The following is a 17,382-nucleotide window of genomic DNA, read 5'->3' on the forward strand; positions in this document are numbered from 1 at the left end:
CTCTTCACCGCTCGGGCACTCTTGCCCGAGCGAGTCCGCCTCCGGGCGGACCGTCGTACCCCACTGCGTTCCGGCTCGTTGAAAGTTCGACTACGAGCGAAGGGAACCAGGAAGACCCGGGTTCAGCGTGCCCGCCGGAAAGGCGGCGCGCCGATGACGGCCGTCAGTGAAGGCGGCGGACCCGAGCGGTACGGTAGCTGTCACCGGTAGTGGTCTCCGAAGTCACACGCCGGACTCTTTGCACGCCTATACGTAACACTGGGACTGTTGTCTGCGATGGCCAATGTGGGGGACGGACTGGATGAGCCGGTCGCCGCTGCTGTTGAGGGTGATCCTCAAGCGGTCGAGCGGTTGCTGGCGGCCATCCGTCCTTTGGTAGTGCGGTACTGCCGCGCTCGGGTTGGCAGGCAGGAGCGTTCGTTCGCTTCCGCAGACGACGTTGCTCAGGAGGTGTGTCTCGCGGTGCTCACGGCATTGCCTTCGTACCGTGATCAGGGCCGCCCGTTCCTGGCCTTCGTTTACGGGATCGCCCAGCACAAGGTGGCCGACGCGCATCGCGCCGCGGCCCGCAACCGCGCCGAACCGGTCGCCGAAGTCCCCGACGAGATCGAGGGTGGCGTCGGTCCTGAGCAGCGTGCCCTCCAAGGCGAGCTGAACGAGCGCATGTCGCAGCTGCTGCGGGTCCTTCCCGACAAACAGCGTGAGATCGTGGTCCTGCGGGTTGTCGTGGGATTGTCCGCCGAAGAGACGGCAGAGGCCGTGGGGTCCACCCCCGGCGCCGTCCGGGTGGCCCAGCATCGCGCCCTCGCGCGCCTACGTAAGGTTTTGGCCGCTGAGGAGGTGATCTGAGTGACCGATCGCGACCATCGGTTCTCCCCTGGGACCGATCGTGAACTGACGGCTTTCGAAAGAGGGCTGACGCCCTCGGAAGCCGAGTTCGCCGCGGATCTTTCGGCCGTCCAGGCCGATGACGCGCTGCTCGACGCCCTCGGCGGCTCGGATCCGAAGATGGCCGACGACCTCGGCGATCAAGAGCTCAACGCGCTGCTGCTGGCCTGGCGGCGCGACATCGACAGCGAACCGCTCGCGGACCTCGTCGACGTCGACACCGCCGTCGTCACCGTGAAGACCGCCGCGCTCGCCCGTAAACACGGGGGAAGACGCCGGCTGCTGGTCCCGGTGGCCGCCGCCGCGGCCGTCCTGGCCATCGCCTTCGCCGGTACCGGTCTCGCCGCGAAGGACGCGCAGCCTGGTGACACTCTCTGGGGCCTGACCAAGGTGCTTTACGCCGACCATGCCAGGTCGGTCGAGGCCGCCGCCGCGGCCAAACTCGATCTCGAAAAGGCGAACCTCGCGCTCGCGGGTGGACGTCTCGACGACGCGCGCAAGGCGCTCGACGAGGCACAGGCCGCGCTGAGCCAGGTGACCGACGAAGAGAACCGCGACCAGCTGCTCGAACAGCACCGCCAGCTGAGCGCTCAGCTGCAGAACCCCGGACAGCAGCCGCTGCCGCCGGATCAGCAGTCGCCGTCGCAGACTCCGGTCGCGACCACCCCGCAGCCCACGACGCAGCCGACGGCTCCGCCGACGTCACTGCCGGGAGGCGGCAACCCCGGCACGACTCTGCCGGGCACCACGACTCCCTCGCCGACTCCGCCGACCACGACCAGCGAGCCCCCGCCGCCCACGACGTCGACGACGCCGCCGGCCTCGGGCAACGACCCGGGCGGCTCGCGGAACGAACCGTCGCCGGGCGCCGGAGCGCAGGCTCCCGCGGCGGCGGTCGAGACGCCGTAATCACCCAGACGCCGAAAGGGCCTGGTGAGATCCCTCTCACCAGGCCCTTTCGTCATACGTCTCAGATCGCGTTTAGCCCGCTAAAGGCGATCGCCTTTAGCGGGCTAAACGCGGTCAGTAGGCGCTTTCGTTGGCCGTGACACCGTCCGCGAAGCCGCGGCAGTAGTCCCAGCTCACGTAGTCGCCGGGGTTCGGATCGAACGCGGGCTCGTGCGGCCGCATCCGTCCGTCGGCGAGCAGCTGCTCGAGACTGGCGCGCAGCAGATGCCAGTCGTGGTAGTGGGGTTCGTCGCATTCACCGCAGTCGACCACGATCCCGCGTACTCCGCGCGGCTCGAGAAGCGCCTGGTAGACGGCGAGATCGGAGAGATCGGCCAGCAACTCGGTGCGCTCTTCGTCGCTGATCGGCTCGTCGAGCCGGTCGGCGTCGTCGATGAACGCGCGGGCCGGGTCGTCCGGGTCATCCGCGAACGGGTCTGGGGGCAACGCATCTTGCGGCACGCCTGCACGCTACCGGGCGCCCACCCGGGCCGGGCGGCCGCCCGGCCCGGATATCATGAGGGGCAGGCCCCCGCCACGATGCCACCAGCTACGGCGGCTCCCATTCGTCACCGCTAGGAAGGCCCTACGCCTGCTATGACCAGCGACAGCGTCACCGCCCCCGTCCCGAGCAAGTTCGCCATGCTCGGGCTGACCTTCGACGACGTGCTGCTGCTGCCGGCCGAGTCCGACGTGGTGCCCAGTGCGGTCAGCACCCGCACCCGGCTTTCGCGCAACGTCACCCTGAACATCCCGCTGGTCTCCGCCGCCATGGACACCGTCACCGAAGGCCGGATGGCGATCGCGATGGCGCGCCAGGGCGGGATGGGCGTGCTTCAGCGCAACCTGCCGATCGACGACCAGGCGGCCGCCGTCGAGGTCGTGAAGCGTTCCGAAGCGGGCATGGTGACCGACCCCGTCACGTGCTCGCCCGAAGACACCCTCGCCGAGGTCGACGCCCTGTGCGCGCGGTTCCGGATCTCCGGTGTGCCGGTGACGGACGCGGCCGGGAGCCTGGTGGGCATCATCACCAACCGTGACATGCGGTTCGAGGTCGACCACACCCGCCCGGTGCACGAGGTGATGACGAAGCCGCCGCTGGTCACCGCACAGGTCGGCGTCACCGCGGAGGCCGCGCTCGGGCTGCTGCGCCGCCACAAGATCGAGAAGCTGCCGATCGTCGACGGCGCGGGCAAGCTGCGCGGGCTGATCACGGTCAAGGACTTCGTCAAGACCGAGCAGTACCCCAACGCCTCCAAGGACACCAACGGCCGCCTGATCGTCGGTGCCGCCGTCGGTGTCGGCCCGGACGGGTACAAGCGCGCGATGGCGCTGGCCGACGCCGGGGTCGACGTGCTGATGGTCGACACCGCGCACGGGCATTCCCGCGCCGTCGTCGAGACCGTCGCGTTGCTGAAGAAGGAACTGGGCGACACCGTCGACATCGTCGGCGGCAACGTCGCGACCCGGGCCGGCGCGCAGGCGCTGGTGGAGGCGGGCGCGGACGGGATCAAGGTCGGCGTCGGTCCCGGCTCCATCTGCACCACCCGCATCGTCGCCGGGGTCGGCGTGCCGCAGATCTCCGCGATCTACGAGGCCGACCAGGCCGCTCGCCCGGCCGGGATCCCGGTGATCGGCGACGGCGGCATCCAGTATTCGGGCGATATCGCGAAGGCGATCGCGTCCGGCGCGTCCACGGTGATGCTCGGCAGCCTGCTCGCGGGCACCGCCGAATCGCCCGGCGACCTGATCCTGGTCAACGGCAAGCAGTTCAAGACGTACCGCGGCATGGGCTCGCTGGGCGCCATGCAGTCGCGCGGCGAGGCGAAGTCCTACTCGAAGGACCGCTACGCCCAGGACGACGTGCTGAGCGAGGACAAGCTGGTCCCCGAGGGTATCGAGGGACGGATCCCGTTCCGCGGTCCGCTCGCGAACGTCGTCCACCAGCTGGTGGGCGGGCTGCGGTCGGGCATGGGCTACGCGGGCGCGTCGACGATCCCCGAGCTGCAGGAGGCGCAGCTGGTGCGGATCACCGCGGCGGGGCTCAAGGAGAGCCACCCGCACGACATCACCATGACCGTCGAGGCGCCGAACTACACCACCCGTTAGTCCGCCCTTTAGGACACTTACCCATCCGGTTCCGTTCCCGGGAGACTTGGCCCGCTGATCAAGTCTCCCGGGAGGAACCGATGTCTTTCACGTCGCGCCGGACCGCTCTGGCCGTGTTCGCCGCCGCTGCCCTCGGCCTCGGCGGCGGGGTGGCGGCTTCCGCCGTCCCCACCGCTTCCGCCGCCCCTTCCGCACCCGAAGCCGCCGCTCTTCAGGCGTCGCCGGGTGAGCTGTGGAAGCGCACCGAGCTGTACTTCGGGACGACGAAGCCGGGCGGCGGGGAGCTGACCGACGCCGAATTCACCGCGTTCACCGACAAGGTCGTCACGCCGAGGTTCCCGGACGGCTTCACCGAGCTGACCGGACGCGGGCAGTGGCGCGGTTCGGACGGCGTGATCTCGCGGGAGAAGTCGAAGGTGATCGTCGTCGTGTACCCGTTCAGCGATCGCGACGCGAACCGCGAGATCGAGGAGATCCGGACCGACTACAAGAAGGCGTTCTCGCAGGAATCCGTCCTCCGGACCGACTCCGTGGAAAAGGTCTCCTTCTGACCCCTCCACCCCCCGGAGCGCCTTTAGCGGGCTAAACGTGAAACGGGTGGGGCACATGGGGCTGGTGTGACTTCCGGCCCGGTTCGGGTGCCCCGTGCGCAGGTCACCCACGCGGCCTAGCGACAATGGGGTGTAACGGTCGTCGGTGAGAAGGGACTTGACGTGCGGGATCTGGTCGAGATCGGCATGGGCCGCACCGCGCGGCGGGCGTATGACCTCGATGACGTGGAGATCGTGCCGTCGCGGCGCACCCGGTCGTCTTCGGTCGTGTCCACCGCCTGGCAGATCGACGCTTACCGGTTCGAGTTGCCGCTGGTCACGCACCCCACCGACGCGATCGTGTCGCCGGGAACCGCGGTGGCCGTCGGCGAGCTGGGCGGGCTGGGCGTCCTCAACGCCGAAGGGCTCTGGGCGCGGCACCCGAATGTCGAGGACGCGATCTTCCGCCTCGTCCGGGCCGCCGAGGACACCGAGGACCCGACCGCGATCGTGCGTGAGCTGCAGGAGCTGCACTCCGCCCCGATCCGGCTGGACCTGCTGACCGAGGCGATCAAGACCGTCCGCGAGTCCGGGGTCACGGTGGCCGCGCGCGTCAGCCCGCAGCACGCCGCCGAGCTCACGCCGGACCTGCTCGCGGCCGGCGTCGAGATCCTCGTCGTGCAGGGCACGATCATCTCCGCCGAGCACGTCCAGCGTGACGCCGAGCCGCTGGACCTGAAGGACTTCATCGGGCGGCTCGACGTCCCGGTGATCGCGGGCGGCGTCAGCGACTACCGCACCGCGATGCACCTCATGCGCACCGGCGCGGCCGGCGTCATCGTCGGGCACGGGTCCAGCCGCGGCGTGACGAGCACCGACAGCGTGCTCGGGATCGGGACGCCGATGGCGACCGCGATCGTCGACGCCGCGGCCGCGCGCCGCGACTACCTCGACGAGACCGGCGGCCGGTACGTCCACGTGCTCGCCGACGGCGGGATGAGCGTGTCCGGCGACATCGCGAAGGCCATCGCCTGCGGTGCCGACGCGGTCATGCTGGGCGCGCCGCTGGCCGCCGCCTCCGAAGCGCCGGGGCAGGGGCTGTACTGGACGTCGGCGGCCGCGCACCCGTCGCTGCCGCGTTCGCGCGTGGCGCTGGGGCCGGACTACGCCGTCGACCTGAAGACGCTGCTGTTCGGGCCGTCTTCGGATGCCGAGGGCGTCGTGAACCTCTTCGGCGCGCTTCGCCGCGCGATGGCGAAGACGGGCTACTCGGACCTGAAGGAGTTCCAGCGGGTCGGCCTGACCGTTCGCCGCTGACGCTCGCCTCCCGGCCCGGATCGCGTTTAGCCCGCTAAACGCGATCCGGGCTTTTTGGTGTCGGGTGCTCCTAGAATGGATGCAGCCGCGAGGCTCCTTCTCGAGTGCGACCCCGGCGTCGCGCCGATCGAGGGAGGGCGTGGCACCTCAGCCATGCCGATACCGGCCGGCGCGGAGTTCGTTCACGAACGTCCGCCCTTCGGCCGTGTGCCCCTGAGAGGTGCCGATGAACGCCGTGGCCGTGACCTCTGAACACGTTCTCTGGGTAGGAGGCGCCGTCTTCGGCGGTCTCGTGACCCGTTTGCTCGCCCTGCTGATCGCGTTGCGGGGAACCAAGCCGGGTGAGCGGCCGGCGATCATCCGGGCCCTTGGCGATCTCTTCCGGGTCCTGCCCCGACGTCGCCGCCCTTGACCCCATCAGCCCCACGTGCCCCACGCGCCTCACTGGTTTCGCGTTTAGCCCGCTAAAGGCGCTCGGCGGCGGCCTGGGCGGCGCGGTCGATTTCGGTGCGCCGGGCTTTCCAGAAGGCGGCATCCTTGGTGGGGGCCAGGTCGAGAGTGCCGTCGAGCTGCTCCCGCAGGATGTCGGCGTGCCCGGCGTGCCGGTTGGTCTCGGTGAGAATGTGGACCAGGATGTTGAACAGCTTCACGTCCGGCTGCGGCCACCACGGCACATGCCCCGGCGAGTCGACGTCGAGCGCGTTGATCGTCGCGTCGGAGTGCTCCCAGACGCGCCGGTAGCGGCTGATGATCTCCTCGCGGGTTTCGTGCTCGGTCGCCCACAAGTCGGTTCCGCGCTCCGGGATGGCCTCGGGAAACGGCCGTTCGAAGACCTCTCCGAAGTACCGGGCCTCCCACGCAGCCAGGTGTTTGACCAGGCCGAGAAGGTTCGTCCCGGTCGACGTCAGAGGCCGCCGGACGTCGTACTCGGAAAGCCCGTCGAGCTTCCGGAGCATCGCCTCACGGATCTCTCGCAGGTCACTGTGCAGGTATTCCTTCGCGAAATCGTCGATCACGAGTCCGAGCATGCACCATCCGACTGAAAGGTAACCGGCGAGTAACTTACCTCTGGTCAGAAGGGGTGGCCGGGGTTACAGTCGAGGGTGTGACTGCGAGTAACACCACCACTGAAGACGACTTCGACTACGACGTGATCGTCGTCGGCTCCGGGTTCGGCGGCAGTGTCGCCGCCCTCCGCCTGACCGAGAAGGGCTACCGCGTCGCCGTCATCGAGGCGGGTCGCCGCTTCGCCGACGACGAGTTCGCGAAGACGTCCTGGGACCTTCGCCGCTACGTCTGGGCGCCACAGGTCGGCTGCTACGGCATCCAGCGCATCCACATGCTCAAGGACGTCATGGTGCTCGCCGGCGCGGGCGTCGGCGGCGGCTCGCTGGTCTACGCGAACACGCTGTACCGCCCGCTGAAGCCGTTCTACGTGGACCCGCAGTGGTCTCACATCACCGACTGGGAATCCGAGCTCGGCCCGCACTACGACCAGGCGAGCCGGATGCTGGGCGTCGTCACCAACCCCAGCGTCACGCCGTCCGACGTCGTCATGAAGGGCGTCGCCGCGGACATGGGCGTGGCGGACTCGTACCACCCGACGCCGGTCGGCGTGTACTTCGGCAAGCCGGGGGAGCGCGCCGAGGACCCGTACTTCGGCGGCGCGGGGCCCGCGCGCACCGGCTGCACCGAATGCGGCGCCTGTATGACGGGCTGCCGTGTCGGCGCCAAGAACACGCTGGTCAAGAACTACCTCTACCTCGCGGAGAAGGACGGCGCGAAGGTCATCCCCCTCACCACCGTGAGCGCGATTAGCCCGCTAAACGCAGGTGGGTACGAGGTGAGCATCAAGAAGACCGGGACCACCTCGCGCAAGTTCCGGCACAAGCTGACGGCCGCGCAGGTGGTGCTCGCCGCCGGCACGTGGGGCACGCAGAACCTGCTCCACAGCATGCGCGACACCGCCAAGCTGCCGAAGCTCTCGCCTCGTCTCGGCGAGCTGACACGCACGAACTCCGAGGCCATCATCGGCGCCGCCCGCACCTCGGTCGACGAGGAGCGGAACTTCAGCCGCGGCGTCGCGATCACGTCGTCGATCCACCCCGACGACAACACGCATATCGAGCCCGTCCGCTACGGCAAGGGCAGCAACGCGATGAGCCTGCTCCAGACCATCGCCACCGAAGGCGATTCGGCGGTCCCGCGCTGGCGCCAGGCCGTGAACTTCATGGTCAAGCACCCCGTCCAGACCGTGAAGCTGCTCAACGGCTACCGCTGGAGCGAGCGCACGGTGATCCTGCTGGTGATGCAGAGCCTCGACAACTCGATCACCACGTACACCAAACGCGGGCTCTTCGGCCGCCGCAAGTACACGTCCAAACAGGGCCATGGTGAGCCGAACCCCAGCTTCATCCCCGCCGGGCACGAGGCCAACCTGCGCACCGCCGAGCGTATCGGCGGTATGGCGGGCGGCACCTGGGGCGAGATCTTCGACATCCCGCTGACGGCGCATTTCATCGGCGGTGCCCCCATCGGCACGTCGCCGGACAACGGCGTGATCGACCCGTACCACCGGGTCTTCAACTACCCGGGATTGTCCATTGTGGATGGTTCGGCGATCACGGCGAACCTCGGCGTGAACCCCTCGCTGACCATCACCGCGCAGGCGGAGCGAGCCTTCTCGTTCTGGCCCAACAAGGGCGAAACGGACAGCAGGCCGTCGCAGGACTCGTCGTACACGCGCCTGGAGCCGATCGCGCCGAAGAATCCCTCGGTTCCGGCGGACGCGCCGGCGGCGCTTCGGCGATAGATTGGGGACGTGACAGCCTCTGAACGCGCACACGCGTTGCTGAACCGAGTCCGCGCCCTGCACGGCGAATGGGAGCGCGTCGTGCGCGGGCTCGACGAGGAGGCCGTGCACGCTCCCAGCGCGTTGCCCGGCTGGACGCGCGCGCATCTGCTGTCCCACCTCGCGCGCAACGCCGACGGCCTGGTCAACCTGCTCACCTGGGCCAAATCGGGGGTCGAGACACCGATGTACGCCGGTGAGACGGCCAGGGATCACGACATCGAGAAGGGTGCGTACCGGTCCGCCGAGGAGATCGCCGAGGACGTCGCCGACTCCGCGGCACGGTTCGTCGAGGTCGCGTCGGGTATGCCGGACGAGGCGTGGCCGGTCCGGGTCCGTGCCCGGCAGGGACGTGAGATCCCGGCGGAGTTCGTGCTGTGGCTCAGGCTCTCCGAAACCTCGATCCATCTCGCGGACCTCGACCTCGGCTACGACTTCGCCCGTGTCGCCGATCTTCTCGGCGACGAGTTCGACACCGTCGTCGGCAACGCCATCGGGATGTACGGCGGCGAACTGCCCGCCGTGCTCCTGGTCGCCGAAGAGGACGGGTATCGCCACGAGTGGCGGATGAGCGAAGGGGAGCTCACGACGCTGACCGGTACTCGCGGCGAGGTGCTGGCCTGGGTCACCGGCCGCGGCGATGGATCCTCTTTGGACGGTACCGCGCCGTCACTGCCGCGTTGGCTGTGACGGCGCGGTCCACAAAGGACTAAGCGCGGAACGAGTCCACGCCGAACTGCTTCGCGATGTCGTCGAGCATCGCGTGCGCGCCCTGCAGGCTCACCGAGGTGAACCAGGTGGTGTCGTTGACGTCGATCACCTTTCCCTTGAGGGTGCCCCAAAGCGGGTTCGACTGGAACTTCGTCTTCGGGCTTTCGGCCTGCTTGGTCTCGTCGGCGTAGGTGGCGACGAAGATCGCTTCGGCGTCGAGCTTCCCGATGTCTTCCTGGCTCAGGTCGTTGGAGATCTTCGTCTTGTTGTCCGGCTGTCCGGCCGGCCGCTGGAGCCCGGCGTCGGCCATCACGGTGCCAGGGAACGACGCGCTGCTGTAGAGCCGCACGGTCGGTTCCCCTTCGACGAAGCGGACCACCGAGACGGCGGCGGACTTGCCGAGTTTGGCCTTGATCGCGTCACCGACCTTGCGGGCCCGCTCTTCGTACGCCTTGATCTTCTGTTCCGCCAAGGCTTCCTTGCCCAGCGCCTTGCCGAGCATCCGGATGTTGTCCTTCCAGGTGGCGCCGGTGGTCTGGCTGAACACCGTGGGCGCGACCTTGCCGAACTCGGCGTAGAACTTCTCGTGGCGCACCTTCGCCGACACGATCAAATCCGGCTTGATGTCGTACAGCCGCTCGATGTCCGGGCTTTCGAGCGCGCCGATCTCCTTGGCGCCCTCGGCGTACTTGCGGTCGTCGCCCAGGTAGTCCGGCAGCTTGTCGTAGTTGCGATATTTGGTGTACGCCACGACCTTCGTCTCGAGCGCCAGCGTCGCGTCGACGTAGCTGGAGTCGAGCGCCGCGACGGTGGTGGGCTGCTTGTCGATCGTGGTCGACCCCATCACGTGTTCGACGGTGCGCGGGAATCCACTTTGGCCGGTGCCGGTGGAGGCGGGTTCCGGTGCTCCGCCACCGCATGCGGAGAGTGCCAGGCAGGCGGTCACGACGAAGGCGACGACTGCACGCCGGGGTGGGGTCATGGGTCACTCTTTCTGTGCGGTTAGGCTTTCCTAACCGGAGCATAGGATGGCGGATGTCCACAGTGGAAGTTCGTGTTGGAAAGGCGACAGCGGGCGCCCTGCTCGTCGCTCTTCTGGCCGTGATCTGCGTCGCGAGCGTCGCCCTCGGTGCGCGTTCGATTCCGTTGGGTGTGGTGTGGGACGCGATCTTCCATCCCACGGGGATTCCGGATCACCTGATCGTCCGTTCGTTGCGGGTGCCACGCACGCTGCTCGGTGTCCTGGCTGGCCTCGCGCTCGGCGCGGCCGGGGCGCTCATGCAGGGCCACACCCGTAATCCGCTCGCGGACCCCGGCCTGCTCGGCGTCACCCAGGGCGCGGCGTTCGCGGTGGTGCTCGCCGTCGTCGTGCTGGGCATCGACGACCTGTACTCGTTCATCTGGTTCGGCTTCGCGGGCGCGCTCGTCGCGAGTGCCGTGGTGTTCCTGCTCGGCGCCGTCGGCGGCCGCGGCGCCACACCGGTGACGCTCGCGCTGGCCGGAGCCGCGGTGAGCGCCCTGCTCAACGGCGTCATCTCCGCGATCGTGCTCGGCGACGACCGCGGGATGGAGACGTATCGCTTCTGGCACGTGGGTTCGATCGCGGGCCGGGACCCCGCGATGATCGGCCAGATCGCCCCTTTCGTGGCCGTGGGCCTGCTTCTCGCGGTGATCAACACCCCGGGGATGAACACGCTCGCGCTCGGTGACGACGTCGCCGTCGCGCTCGGGCGGAGGGTCGGCCGGACGCGGTTGCTCGGGGTCGTCTCGATCACGCTGCTGACCGGAGCCGCCGTCGCCGCCTGCGGGCCGATCGCGTTCCTGGGGCTGCTGGTCCCGCATTTCGCGCGGGCGATCAGTGGACCCGATTACCGCTGGCTGGTGCCGTTCTCGGCCGTGCTGGGCGCGATCCTGCTGCTGGCCGCGGACCTCCTCGGCCGCGTCGTCGCCTCGGACAGCCTGGAGGTCGGCATCATGCTGGCCGTGCTCGGCGTGCCGATGTTCGTCCACCTCGTCCGCAAGAAGGGCTTGGCACGGATATGACGGCCCCCAAGGTCATTTCACTCGGCCCCGCCGCCTGGCCGGTCCGGCCGAGGGCGCTCGCCGTCGTGCTCTTCGCGGCCATCGCGCTGGTGCTGGTCGCGGCGCTGAACATCGGCATCGGCACCTCCCACATCGGCCTCGGCGACGTCCTGAAAACGCTGTTCGGCGGCGGCACCGCGCGGGAACGCGGGATCATCTTCGACCTGCGGATGCCGCGCACGCTGACCGCGATCGGCGTCGGCGCGGCGCTCGGGCTCTCCGGCGCGCTGTTCCAGACCGTCGCCAGGAATCCGCTGGCCAGCCCGGACATCCTCGGGATCACCTGGGGCGCGGGCGTCGGCGCGGTCGGCGTGATCGTCGCCGGCGGCACGAGCGGCCAGGTCAGCGGCCTGGCGAGCACGCTGGGCGTCCCACTCGCCGGGCTGGCGGGCGGTGTGATCGCGGGAATCCTGCTGTACGCCCTGTCGTGGCGGCGCGGGATCGACGGCTACCGGCTCGTCCTGATCGGCATCGCGCTGTCCGCCGTCGGCTACAACCTCGTGTACTGGCTGCTGACCGTCGGCGACGTCGACAACGCCGCGCGGGCGACGACGTGGATCGTCGGCAGCCTCGCCGACGTCGGCTGGGAATCGGTCGCCCCGGTCCTGCTCGCGCTGGCCGTGCTCGCGCCGGTCACGCTGATCGCCGGGCACACCATCGGCGGGCTGCAGTTCGGCGACGACACCGCGCGCGGTCTCGGCATCCGGGTCGACGCCGCCCGCGGGACCCTGCTGCTGCTCGCCGCGGCACTGGCCGCCGTCGCCACCGCGGCCGCCGGCCCGATCACCTTCGTCGCGCTGGCCACCCCGCAGATCGCCTTGAGGCTGGTCCGCTCGGCGCAGCCGCCGCTGTTCGGATCGATGATCCTCGGCGCGCTGCTGACCGTCGGCGCGGACTTCGTGGTGCGCGTGACGCCGGGCCTGTCCGGGCTCCCGGTCGGTGTGCTGACGGCGATCCTCGGTGCGCCGTACCTGATCTTCCTGTTCGTCCGCAGCCGTAAGGAGGAGCGCGCGTGAACGCCAGACTGCGTGCCCGGGAACTGGAACTCGGTTACGGCGAAACGCCCGTCGTGACCGGGCTCGACCTCGACGTCCTCGACGGGACGGTCACCGCGATCATCGGCCCCAACGGCTGCGGCAAGTCCACCTTGCTGCGGGCGCTGGCGAGGTTGCTCAAACCGCGTCAAGGCGCGGTACTGCTGGACGGCGAGCGGATCGACAAGCTGCCGACCCGTGAGGTCGCCAAGATCATCGGCCTGTTGCCGCAAACGCCGTCCGCCCCCGAAGGGCTGACCGTCTCCGACCTGGTCCGGCGCGGACGGCATCCGCACCAGAGCTGGTACCGGCAGTGGTCTTCCTCCGACGACGAGGCGATCGAGCGGGCGCTGCGGCTGACCGGGATGGACGAGTACGCCGGCCGGGTCGTCGACCAGCTTTCCGGCGGGCAGCGGCAGCGGGCGTGGATCTCGATGACACTGGCCCAGGAGACCGGGCTGCTCCTGCTCGACGAACCGATCACCTACCTCGACCTCGCGCATCAGGTCGACGTGCTGGACCTGGTGTACCGCCTGCACGACGAACGCGGGACCACCGTGGTGATGGTGCTGCACGACCTGAATCTCGCCGCCCGGTACGCCGACAAGCTGGTCGCGATGCGCGACGGCCGGATCGTCGCGCAGGGGCCGCCCGCGGAGGTCCTCACCGAGCCGCTCCTCGACGAGATCTTCGGCCTGTCGGCGAAGGTCATGGAGGATCCGGTGTCCGGTACCCCGCTGGTCGTGCCGGTGAGCGCACACCTTCGGGCGTAGCGTCGCAACCTGCCCGCCCGCCGGGCGTCTAACGGGCATGGAGAGAAGGGCGTTCCTCAAACTCGCCGGCGCGACCGTGGCCGGGGCGGCCGCGACCGCGTGTTCCGCCGCGCCTCCCGGCCAGGCGCCCAGCTCCGCCCCGGGAACGTCGTTGCCGCCGAGTACCGGCGTCACGGCGCCGTCCGGTCCGCCGGACTGGGCCGCGTTGCGGAACAAGGTCTCCCTTCTCCTGCCGGGGGATTCCGGCTACGACAACGCCAAACGCGTGTTCAACCCGGCTTTCGACGGGCTCAAGCCCGCCGCGATCGCGAAATGCGCCAAACCGGAAGACGTGCAGGCCGCCGTTTCCGCCGCCGCACGGCGGGTTCCCATCGCCGCGCGCAGTGGTGGGCACAGTTACGCCGGCTACTCGGTTCCCGACGGTGGCTTGATGATCGACCTCGGCGGAATGTCCTCAGTGGACGTCCAAGGTGAACAGGTCGTGATCGGCGCGGGCGCGAAGCTGAAGAACGTCTACGCGACGCTCGGGGGCGCGGGCCGTTGCCTGCCCGCGGGTTCCTGTCCCAGCGTCGGGATCGCCGGGCTGACGCTCGGCGGCGGAATCGGTGTCCTTGCCCGGAAATACGGCCTCACCTGTGACCACCTGGTGTCCGCGCAAGTCGTCACGGCGGACGGGAAGCTCCGGACGGCGTCGGCGGATTCCGAGCCCGATCTGTTCTGGGCGTTGCGGGGTGGGGGAGGCGGCAACTTCGGAGTCGTCACGTCGTTCACCTTCCGTACCGATCCGGCGCCTTCGGCCGTTTCGGTGTTCTCACTGCGTTTCCCGGCGGGCAGCGCGAACGACGTCCTCGCCGAGTGGCAGCGGTGGCTTCCCGAAGCGCCGCCGGAGTTGTGGGCGAATGTCGTGCTGTCCGGCGGATCCCCGGTCGGTGCGCGGATCGCCGGTTGCTACGTCGGCGATTCCGCGTCTTTGGGCAAGCTGCTTGACGGATTCGCCGGTGCGACGCGTTCCATCAAGCAACTCGACTATCTCGGTGCGATGAAGTACTTCTCCGGCAGTGAAAGCCGACAGTCCTTTGTGGCCTCATCGCGAATCCTCGAAGAACCGGCTGACCCCGCGAAGCTGACCTCCGTGCTCAAGGGCAGGCGTGGAATGGATCTCCTGGTCGACGGTCTAGGCGGAGCGGTCGCCGGCATCGCCCCGGACGCCACCGCGTTCTGGCACCGGAAGGCGATCGGCAGCGTGCAGATCTACAGCCAGGCGGACACGCGTAACCGTTCCGTGGCAACGGATTCCGTCGCGGAAGTGGTGACGGGGCTCGGGCTGGGCGGGGGCTACGTCAACTACATCGACCCCGCCCTGCCCGACTGGATGACGGCCTACTACGGCGGCAACGCCACGCGCCTCAAGCAGGTGGCGAAGACCTACGACCCGGACAAGGTGTTCGGGTTCGCGCAGGCCGTCACCCCGGGTTAGAGGTCGATGCCGGTGAAGACGGTGACCCGTTCCTCGGTGAGGTCGTGCATCGCGGCGAGAACGCCTTCCCTGCCGACGCCTGATCCCTTGACGCCGCCGTACGGCATCTGGTCCGCGCGGTAGGACGGGACGTCTCCGATGATCACGCCACCGACTTCGAGTTCCGTCGACGCGTAGAAGGCGAGATGCACGTCGCGGGTGAACACTCCGGCCTGCAGACCGTAGGCGGATTCGTTGACCGACGCGAAAGCCTCGTCGACACCATCCACAATGGACACGGCGAGCACCGGTCCGAAGATCTCTTCCGCCCAGGCCTTTGTGGACGGTGACACGTCGGTGAGCACGGTCGGCTCCACCGTCGCGCCGTCCCGCTTGCCACCGGTGAGGATCTTCGCGCCCGAGGCGACGGCCTCGTCGATCCACGCGACGATCCGCTCCGCGGCGGCCTCGTCGACGACCGGCCCCACGTCGGTGTTCTTGTCGTACGGGTCGCCGGTTCGCTGTGCCCGCACGGCTTCCACCAAGGCGGGCACGAACTCCTCGGCGACCTCCCGTTCGACGATGACGCGTTGCACGGCGATACAGGACTGCCCGGCCTGGTAGTTGCCGAAGGTCGCGATCCGCTCCGCCGCGCCCTCGGGATCCGGCCAGTCCCGGAGCACCACGGCGGCCGCGTTGCCGCCGAGTTCGAGCACGACGTGCTTGCGTGGCGCGGCGTCCGCGATCGACCACCCGACCGGACCCGAGCCGGTGAACGACACGACCGGCAATCGGGGATCCGCGACCAGCGCCGACGTCTCCTCGTTGCCGAGCGGCAGCACCGAGAACGCGCCTTCCGGCAGGTCCGTCTCGGCCAGGATCTCGCCGAGGATCAGCGCGGCCAGCGGCGTCCGTGGCGCGGGTTTGACGATGATCGGCGCGCCGACCGCGAGCGACGGCGCGACCTTGTGCGCCACCAGGTTCAGCGGGAAGTTGAACGGCGCGATGCCCAGCACCGGTCCGCGCGGGACACGGCGGGTGAGCGCCAGCCTGCCTTCGCCGGCCGGGTCGGTGTCCAGGCGTTGCAGGTCACCGCTGAAGCGGCGGGCTTCCTCGGCGGCGATCCGGAACACCGACACCGCGCGCCGCACCTCGGCTTCGGCCCATTTGAGCGGCTTGCCGTTCTCGGCGGTGATGACCTCGGCGATCTCCTCGGCCCGGCCGGCGATGACCCGCGAAACGTGGTCGAGTGCCGCGGCGCGGCTGTGGGCGGAGGAACGCCGGAACTCCTTCGCGACGCTCGCCGCCGCGCTCACCGCTCGTTCGACCTGCTCCGGGCCGGGCACCGCGACGGTCGCGACTTCGCTTCCGTCGAACGGGTGGTGCACGGTGAGCGTCGAAGCGCCCTGCTCGGGGCGTCCGGCGATCCAGGCGGGGCGCGGCTCCGGGGTGATCATGTCCATGGGTAAGAAGGTATTCCAGTCAGGGCTTGACGAGCACCTTGAGCGCTTCGCGGTCCGCCATGGCGCGGTAGCCGTCGGGGACCTCTTCGAGCCCGATGGTCCGGTCGAAGACCTTGCCCGGCTGGTACTTGCCTTCGACGACGTCTTCGAGCAGTTCGGGGATGTAGTGGCGGGCCGGAGCCACGCCGCCGGTGACGGTGATGTTGCGGCGGAAGAGCGCGGGGCCGATCGGGCCCTCGGCGTACTGCGGCACGCCGACGCGGCTGACCGTGCCGCCCGGGCGGACAGCACCGACGCCCATTTCGAAAGCGGGCTTCGTGCCGACGCATTCGAGGACGGTGTGCGTGCCTTCGCCGTTTGTCAGCTCTCGCACCTTCTCGATGCCTTCGTCGCCGCGCTCGGCTACGACGTCTGTCGCGCCGAACTCGCGGCCGAGGTCCGTACGGGTCCGGTGGCGGCCCATCAGGATGATGCGTTCGGCGCCGAGGCGCTTCGCCGCGAGAACCGCGGAGAGGCCTACGGCGCCGTCGCCGATGACAGTGACGGTGGTGCGTTCGTTCACGCCTGCCTTGACCGCGGCGTGGTGGCCGGTCGCGAACACGTCGGACAGCGTGAGGAACGAGGCGAGCAGGTCGTCGTCCTCGGTATGCGGCAGTTTCACCAGCGTGCCGTCGGCCTGGGGGACGCGGACTGCCTCGCCCTGGCCGGCGTCGACGCCCTTCGCGCCCCAGTTGCCGCCGTGCAGGCAGGAGGTGTGGAGGCCTTCGCGGCAGAACTGGCACGTGTTGTCGGAGAAGACGAAGGGCGCGACGGCCAGGTCGCCCGGTTTGAGCGTGGTGACGTCGGAGCCGACGGCCTCGACTACGCCGAGGAACTCGTGCCCGATCCGGACGCCGCGCTCGCGCGCGGGCATGCTGCCGTACGGCCAGAGGTCGCTGCCGCAGATGCAGGAGCGGACGACGCGGAGGAGGGCGTCGGTCGGTTCGCTCAGCTTCGGGTCCGGGACGGTCTCGACGCGTACGTCGCCGGCGCCGTAGATGAGAGTCGCTCGCAAGACGGGTCCTTTCCTCGGCTGGCCCCAGTATGGGCGCGGGGGGGGGGGGGGGGGGGGGCGGCGGGGGGCCGGGGGGGGGGGGGGGGGGGGGGGGGGGGGGGGGCGGGGGGCGCGGGGGGGGGGGGGGGGGGGTGGGGGTGGTTTTTCGGTTCGGCGGAGGTCGGAT

Annotated in this window: 17 protein-coding genes; 12 read left to right on the forward strand and 5 right to left on the reverse strand. The window is 69.5% G+C overall.

From position 1 onward, the window contains the following. The first annotated feature begins 276 nt into the window (after positions 1-276). On the forward strand, positions 277-849 hold the full coding sequence (locus tag ACIRGA_RS03595) for a sigma-70 family RNA polymerase sigma factor (protein WP_037314832.1): 573 nt from the start codon (positions 277-279) through the stop codon (positions 847-849). Further along, complete coding sequence (locus ACIRGA_RS03600) at positions 850-1,797, forward strand: anti-sigma-D factor RsdA (RefSeq protein ID WP_400936155.1); 948 nt, start codon at positions 850-852, stop codon at positions 1,795-1,797. A gap of 114 nt (positions 1,798-1,911) precedes the next feature. Here the strand turns inward: ACIRGA_RS03600 and ACIRGA_RS03605 are convergent, their stop codons facing one another. Then, positions 1,912-2,298 carry a DUF5319 domain-containing protein gene (locus ACIRGA_RS03605; RefSeq protein ID WP_005166667.1) on the reverse strand — a complete coding sequence of 129 codons (387 nt, stop codon included), beginning with the start codon at positions 2,296-2,298 and terminating at the stop codon, positions 1,912-1,914. 135 nt (positions 2,299-2,433) lie between these two features. On the opposite strand from ACIRGA_RS03605, the gene guaB reads away from it, so the two are divergent. From guaB to ACIRGA_RS03625, 4 genes are all read left to right on the forward strand, one after another. Beyond that, positions 2,434-3,945: an IMP dehydrogenase gene (gene guaB, locus ACIRGA_RS03610; protein ID WP_400936157.1), complete on the forward strand. Its 1,512-nt coding sequence runs from the start codon at positions 2,434-2,436 to the stop codon at positions 3,943-3,945. A gap of 80 nt (positions 3,946-4,025) precedes the next feature. Continuing rightward, positions 4,026-4,496 carry a DUF3574 domain-containing protein gene (locus ACIRGA_RS03615; RefSeq protein WP_400936159.1) on the forward strand — a complete coding sequence of 157 codons (471 nt, stop codon included), beginning with the start codon at positions 4,026-4,028 and terminating at the stop codon, positions 4,494-4,496. Between the two features lie 162 nt (positions 4,497-4,658). Further along, complete coding sequence (locus ACIRGA_RS03620) at positions 4,659-5,792, forward strand: GuaB3 family IMP dehydrogenase-related protein (protein WP_007031115.1); 1,134 nt, start codon at positions 4,659-4,661, stop codon at positions 5,790-5,792. A gap of 226 nt (positions 5,793-6,018) precedes the next feature. After that, a complete protein-coding gene (locus ACIRGA_RS03625) occupies positions 6,019-6,204 on the forward strand; it encodes a hypothetical protein (RefSeq protein WP_400936161.1) in 186 nt (61 codons plus the stop codon). Positions 6,205-6,256: 52 nt separating this feature from the next. On the opposite strand, the gene ACIRGA_RS03630 is transcribed toward ACIRGA_RS03625, so the two are convergent. Next, positions 6,257-6,820, reverse strand: a complete 564-nt coding sequence (locus ACIRGA_RS03630; RefSeq protein ID WP_400936163.1) for a DinB family protein — start codon at positions 6,818-6,820, stop codon at positions 6,257-6,259. A gap of 77 nt (positions 6,821-6,897) precedes the next feature. Here ACIRGA_RS03630 and ACIRGA_RS03635 point away from each other — a divergent pair, with 77 nt between their 5' ends. Together ACIRGA_RS03635 and ACIRGA_RS03640 are read left to right on the forward strand one after the other, a co-directional pair. Further along, positions 6,898-8,604 carry a GMC oxidoreductase gene (locus tag ACIRGA_RS03635; protein WP_400936165.1) on the forward strand — a complete coding sequence of 569 codons (1,707 nt, stop codon included), beginning with the start codon at positions 6,898-6,900 and terminating at the stop codon, positions 8,602-8,604. 9 nt (positions 8,605-8,613) lie between these two features. Beyond that, on the forward strand, positions 8,614-9,333 hold the full coding sequence (locus tag ACIRGA_RS03640) for a maleylpyruvate isomerase N-terminal domain-containing protein (RefSeq protein WP_400936166.1): 720 nt from the start codon (positions 8,614-8,616) through the stop codon (positions 9,331-9,333). Between the two features lie 19 nt (positions 9,334-9,352). Here ACIRGA_RS03640 and ACIRGA_RS03645 read toward each other — a convergent pair whose 3' ends face one another. Beyond that, positions 9,353-10,336: an ABC transporter substrate-binding protein gene (locus tag ACIRGA_RS03645; RefSeq protein ID WP_400936168.1), complete on the reverse strand. Its 984-nt coding sequence runs from the start codon at positions 10,334-10,336 to the stop codon at positions 9,353-9,355. A gap of 53 nt (positions 10,337-10,389) precedes the next feature. Here ACIRGA_RS03645 and ACIRGA_RS03650 point away from each other — a divergent pair, with 53 nt between their 5' ends. The 4 genes from ACIRGA_RS03650 to ACIRGA_RS03665 are packed head-to-tail and all read left to right on the forward strand — an operon-like array spanning position 10,390 to position 14,720. Continuing rightward, positions 10,390-11,397 (forward strand): FecCD family ABC transporter permease, encoded by a 1,008-nt coding sequence (locus ACIRGA_RS03650; protein ID WP_400936170.1) that lies wholly within the window; start codon positions 10,390-10,392, stop codon positions 11,395-11,397. Beyond that, entirely contained in the window at positions 11,394-12,452 is a 1,059-nt protein-coding gene (locus tag ACIRGA_RS03655) for a FecCD family ABC transporter permease (protein ID WP_400936171.1), read from the forward strand. The genes ACIRGA_RS03650 and ACIRGA_RS03655 overlap by 4 nt, the downstream gene beginning before the upstream one ends. Further along, a complete protein-coding gene (locus ACIRGA_RS03660; RefSeq protein ID WP_400936173.1) occupies positions 12,449-13,243 on the forward strand; it encodes an ABC transporter ATP-binding protein in 795 nt (264 codons plus the stop codon). Before ACIRGA_RS03655 ends, ACIRGA_RS03660 begins: the two co-directional genes overlap by 4 nt. 37 nt (positions 13,244-13,280) lie before the next feature. After that, positions 13,281-14,720 (forward strand): FAD-dependent oxidoreductase, encoded by a 1,440-nt coding sequence (locus tag ACIRGA_RS03665; RefSeq protein WP_400936175.1) that lies wholly within the window; start codon positions 13,281-13,283, stop codon positions 14,718-14,720. On the opposite strand, the gene ACIRGA_RS03670 is transcribed toward ACIRGA_RS03665, so the two are convergent. Together ACIRGA_RS03670 and ACIRGA_RS03675 are read right to left on the reverse strand one after the other, a co-directional pair. Then, positions 14,717-16,162 carry an aldehyde dehydrogenase family protein gene (locus ACIRGA_RS03670; protein ID WP_400936177.1) on the reverse strand — a complete coding sequence of 482 codons (1,446 nt, stop codon included), beginning with the start codon at positions 16,160-16,162 and terminating at the stop codon, positions 14,717-14,719. The two genes, ACIRGA_RS03665 and ACIRGA_RS03670, sit on opposite strands and share 4 nt — an antisense overlap. A gap of 19 nt (positions 16,163-16,181) precedes the next feature. Next, positions 16,182-17,216, reverse strand: coding sequence for a zinc-dependent alcohol dehydrogenase family protein (locus ACIRGA_RS03675; protein WP_400936178.1), 1,035 nt, complete (start codon positions 17,214-17,216; stop codon positions 16,182-16,184). Positions 17,217-17,382 lie beyond the last annotated feature (166 nt).

The sequence above is a fragment of the Amycolatopsis sp. NPDC102389 genome (genome assembly GCF_044765885.1).
Taxonomy (GTDB): Bacteria; Actinomycetota; Actinomycetes; order Mycobacteriales; family Pseudonocardiaceae; genus Amycolatopsis.

What these genes read in the sequence shown, in the direction of transcription:
- ACIRGA_RS03595 (WP_037314832.1), top strand. Translation starts at nt 277, where the DNA reads ATGGCCAATGTGGGGGACGGACTGGATGAGCCGGTCGCCGCTGCTGTT.
- guaB (WP_400936157.1), top strand. Translation starts at nt 2,434, where the DNA reads ATGACCAGCGACAGCGTCACCGCCCCCGTCCCGAGCAAGTTCGCCATG.
- ACIRGA_RS03615 (WP_400936159.1), top strand. Translation starts at nt 4,026, where the DNA reads ATGTCTTTCACGTCGCGCCGGACCGCTCTGGCCGTGTTCGCCGCCGCT.
- ACIRGA_RS03625 (WP_400936161.1), top strand. Translation starts at nt 6,019, where the DNA reads ATGAACGCCGTGGCCGTGACCTCTGAACACGTTCTCTGGGTAGGAGGC.
- ACIRGA_RS03630 (WP_400936163.1), bottom strand. Translation starts at nt 6,820, where the DNA reads ATGCTCGGACTCGTGATCGACGATTTCGCGAAGGAATACCTGCACAGT.
- ACIRGA_RS03645 (WP_400936168.1), bottom strand. Translation starts at nt 10,336, where the DNA reads ATGACCCCACCCCGGCGTGCAGTCGTCGCCTTCGTCGTGACCGCCTGC.
- ACIRGA_RS03650 (WP_400936170.1), top strand. Translation starts at nt 10,390, where the DNA reads ATGTCCACAGTGGAAGTTCGTGTTGGAAAGGCGACAGCGGGCGCCCTG.
- ACIRGA_RS03655 (WP_400936171.1), top strand. Translation starts at nt 11,394, where the DNA reads ATGACGGCCCCCAAGGTCATTTCACTCGGCCCCGCCGCCTGGCCGGTC.
- ACIRGA_RS03665 (WP_400936175.1), top strand. Translation starts at nt 13,281, where the DNA reads ATGGAGAGAAGGGCGTTCCTCAAACTCGCCGGCGCGACCGTGGCCGGG.
- ACIRGA_RS03670 (WP_400936177.1), bottom strand. Translation starts at nt 16,162, where the DNA reads ATGGACATGATCACCCCGGAGCCGCGCCCCGCCTGGATCGCCGGACGC.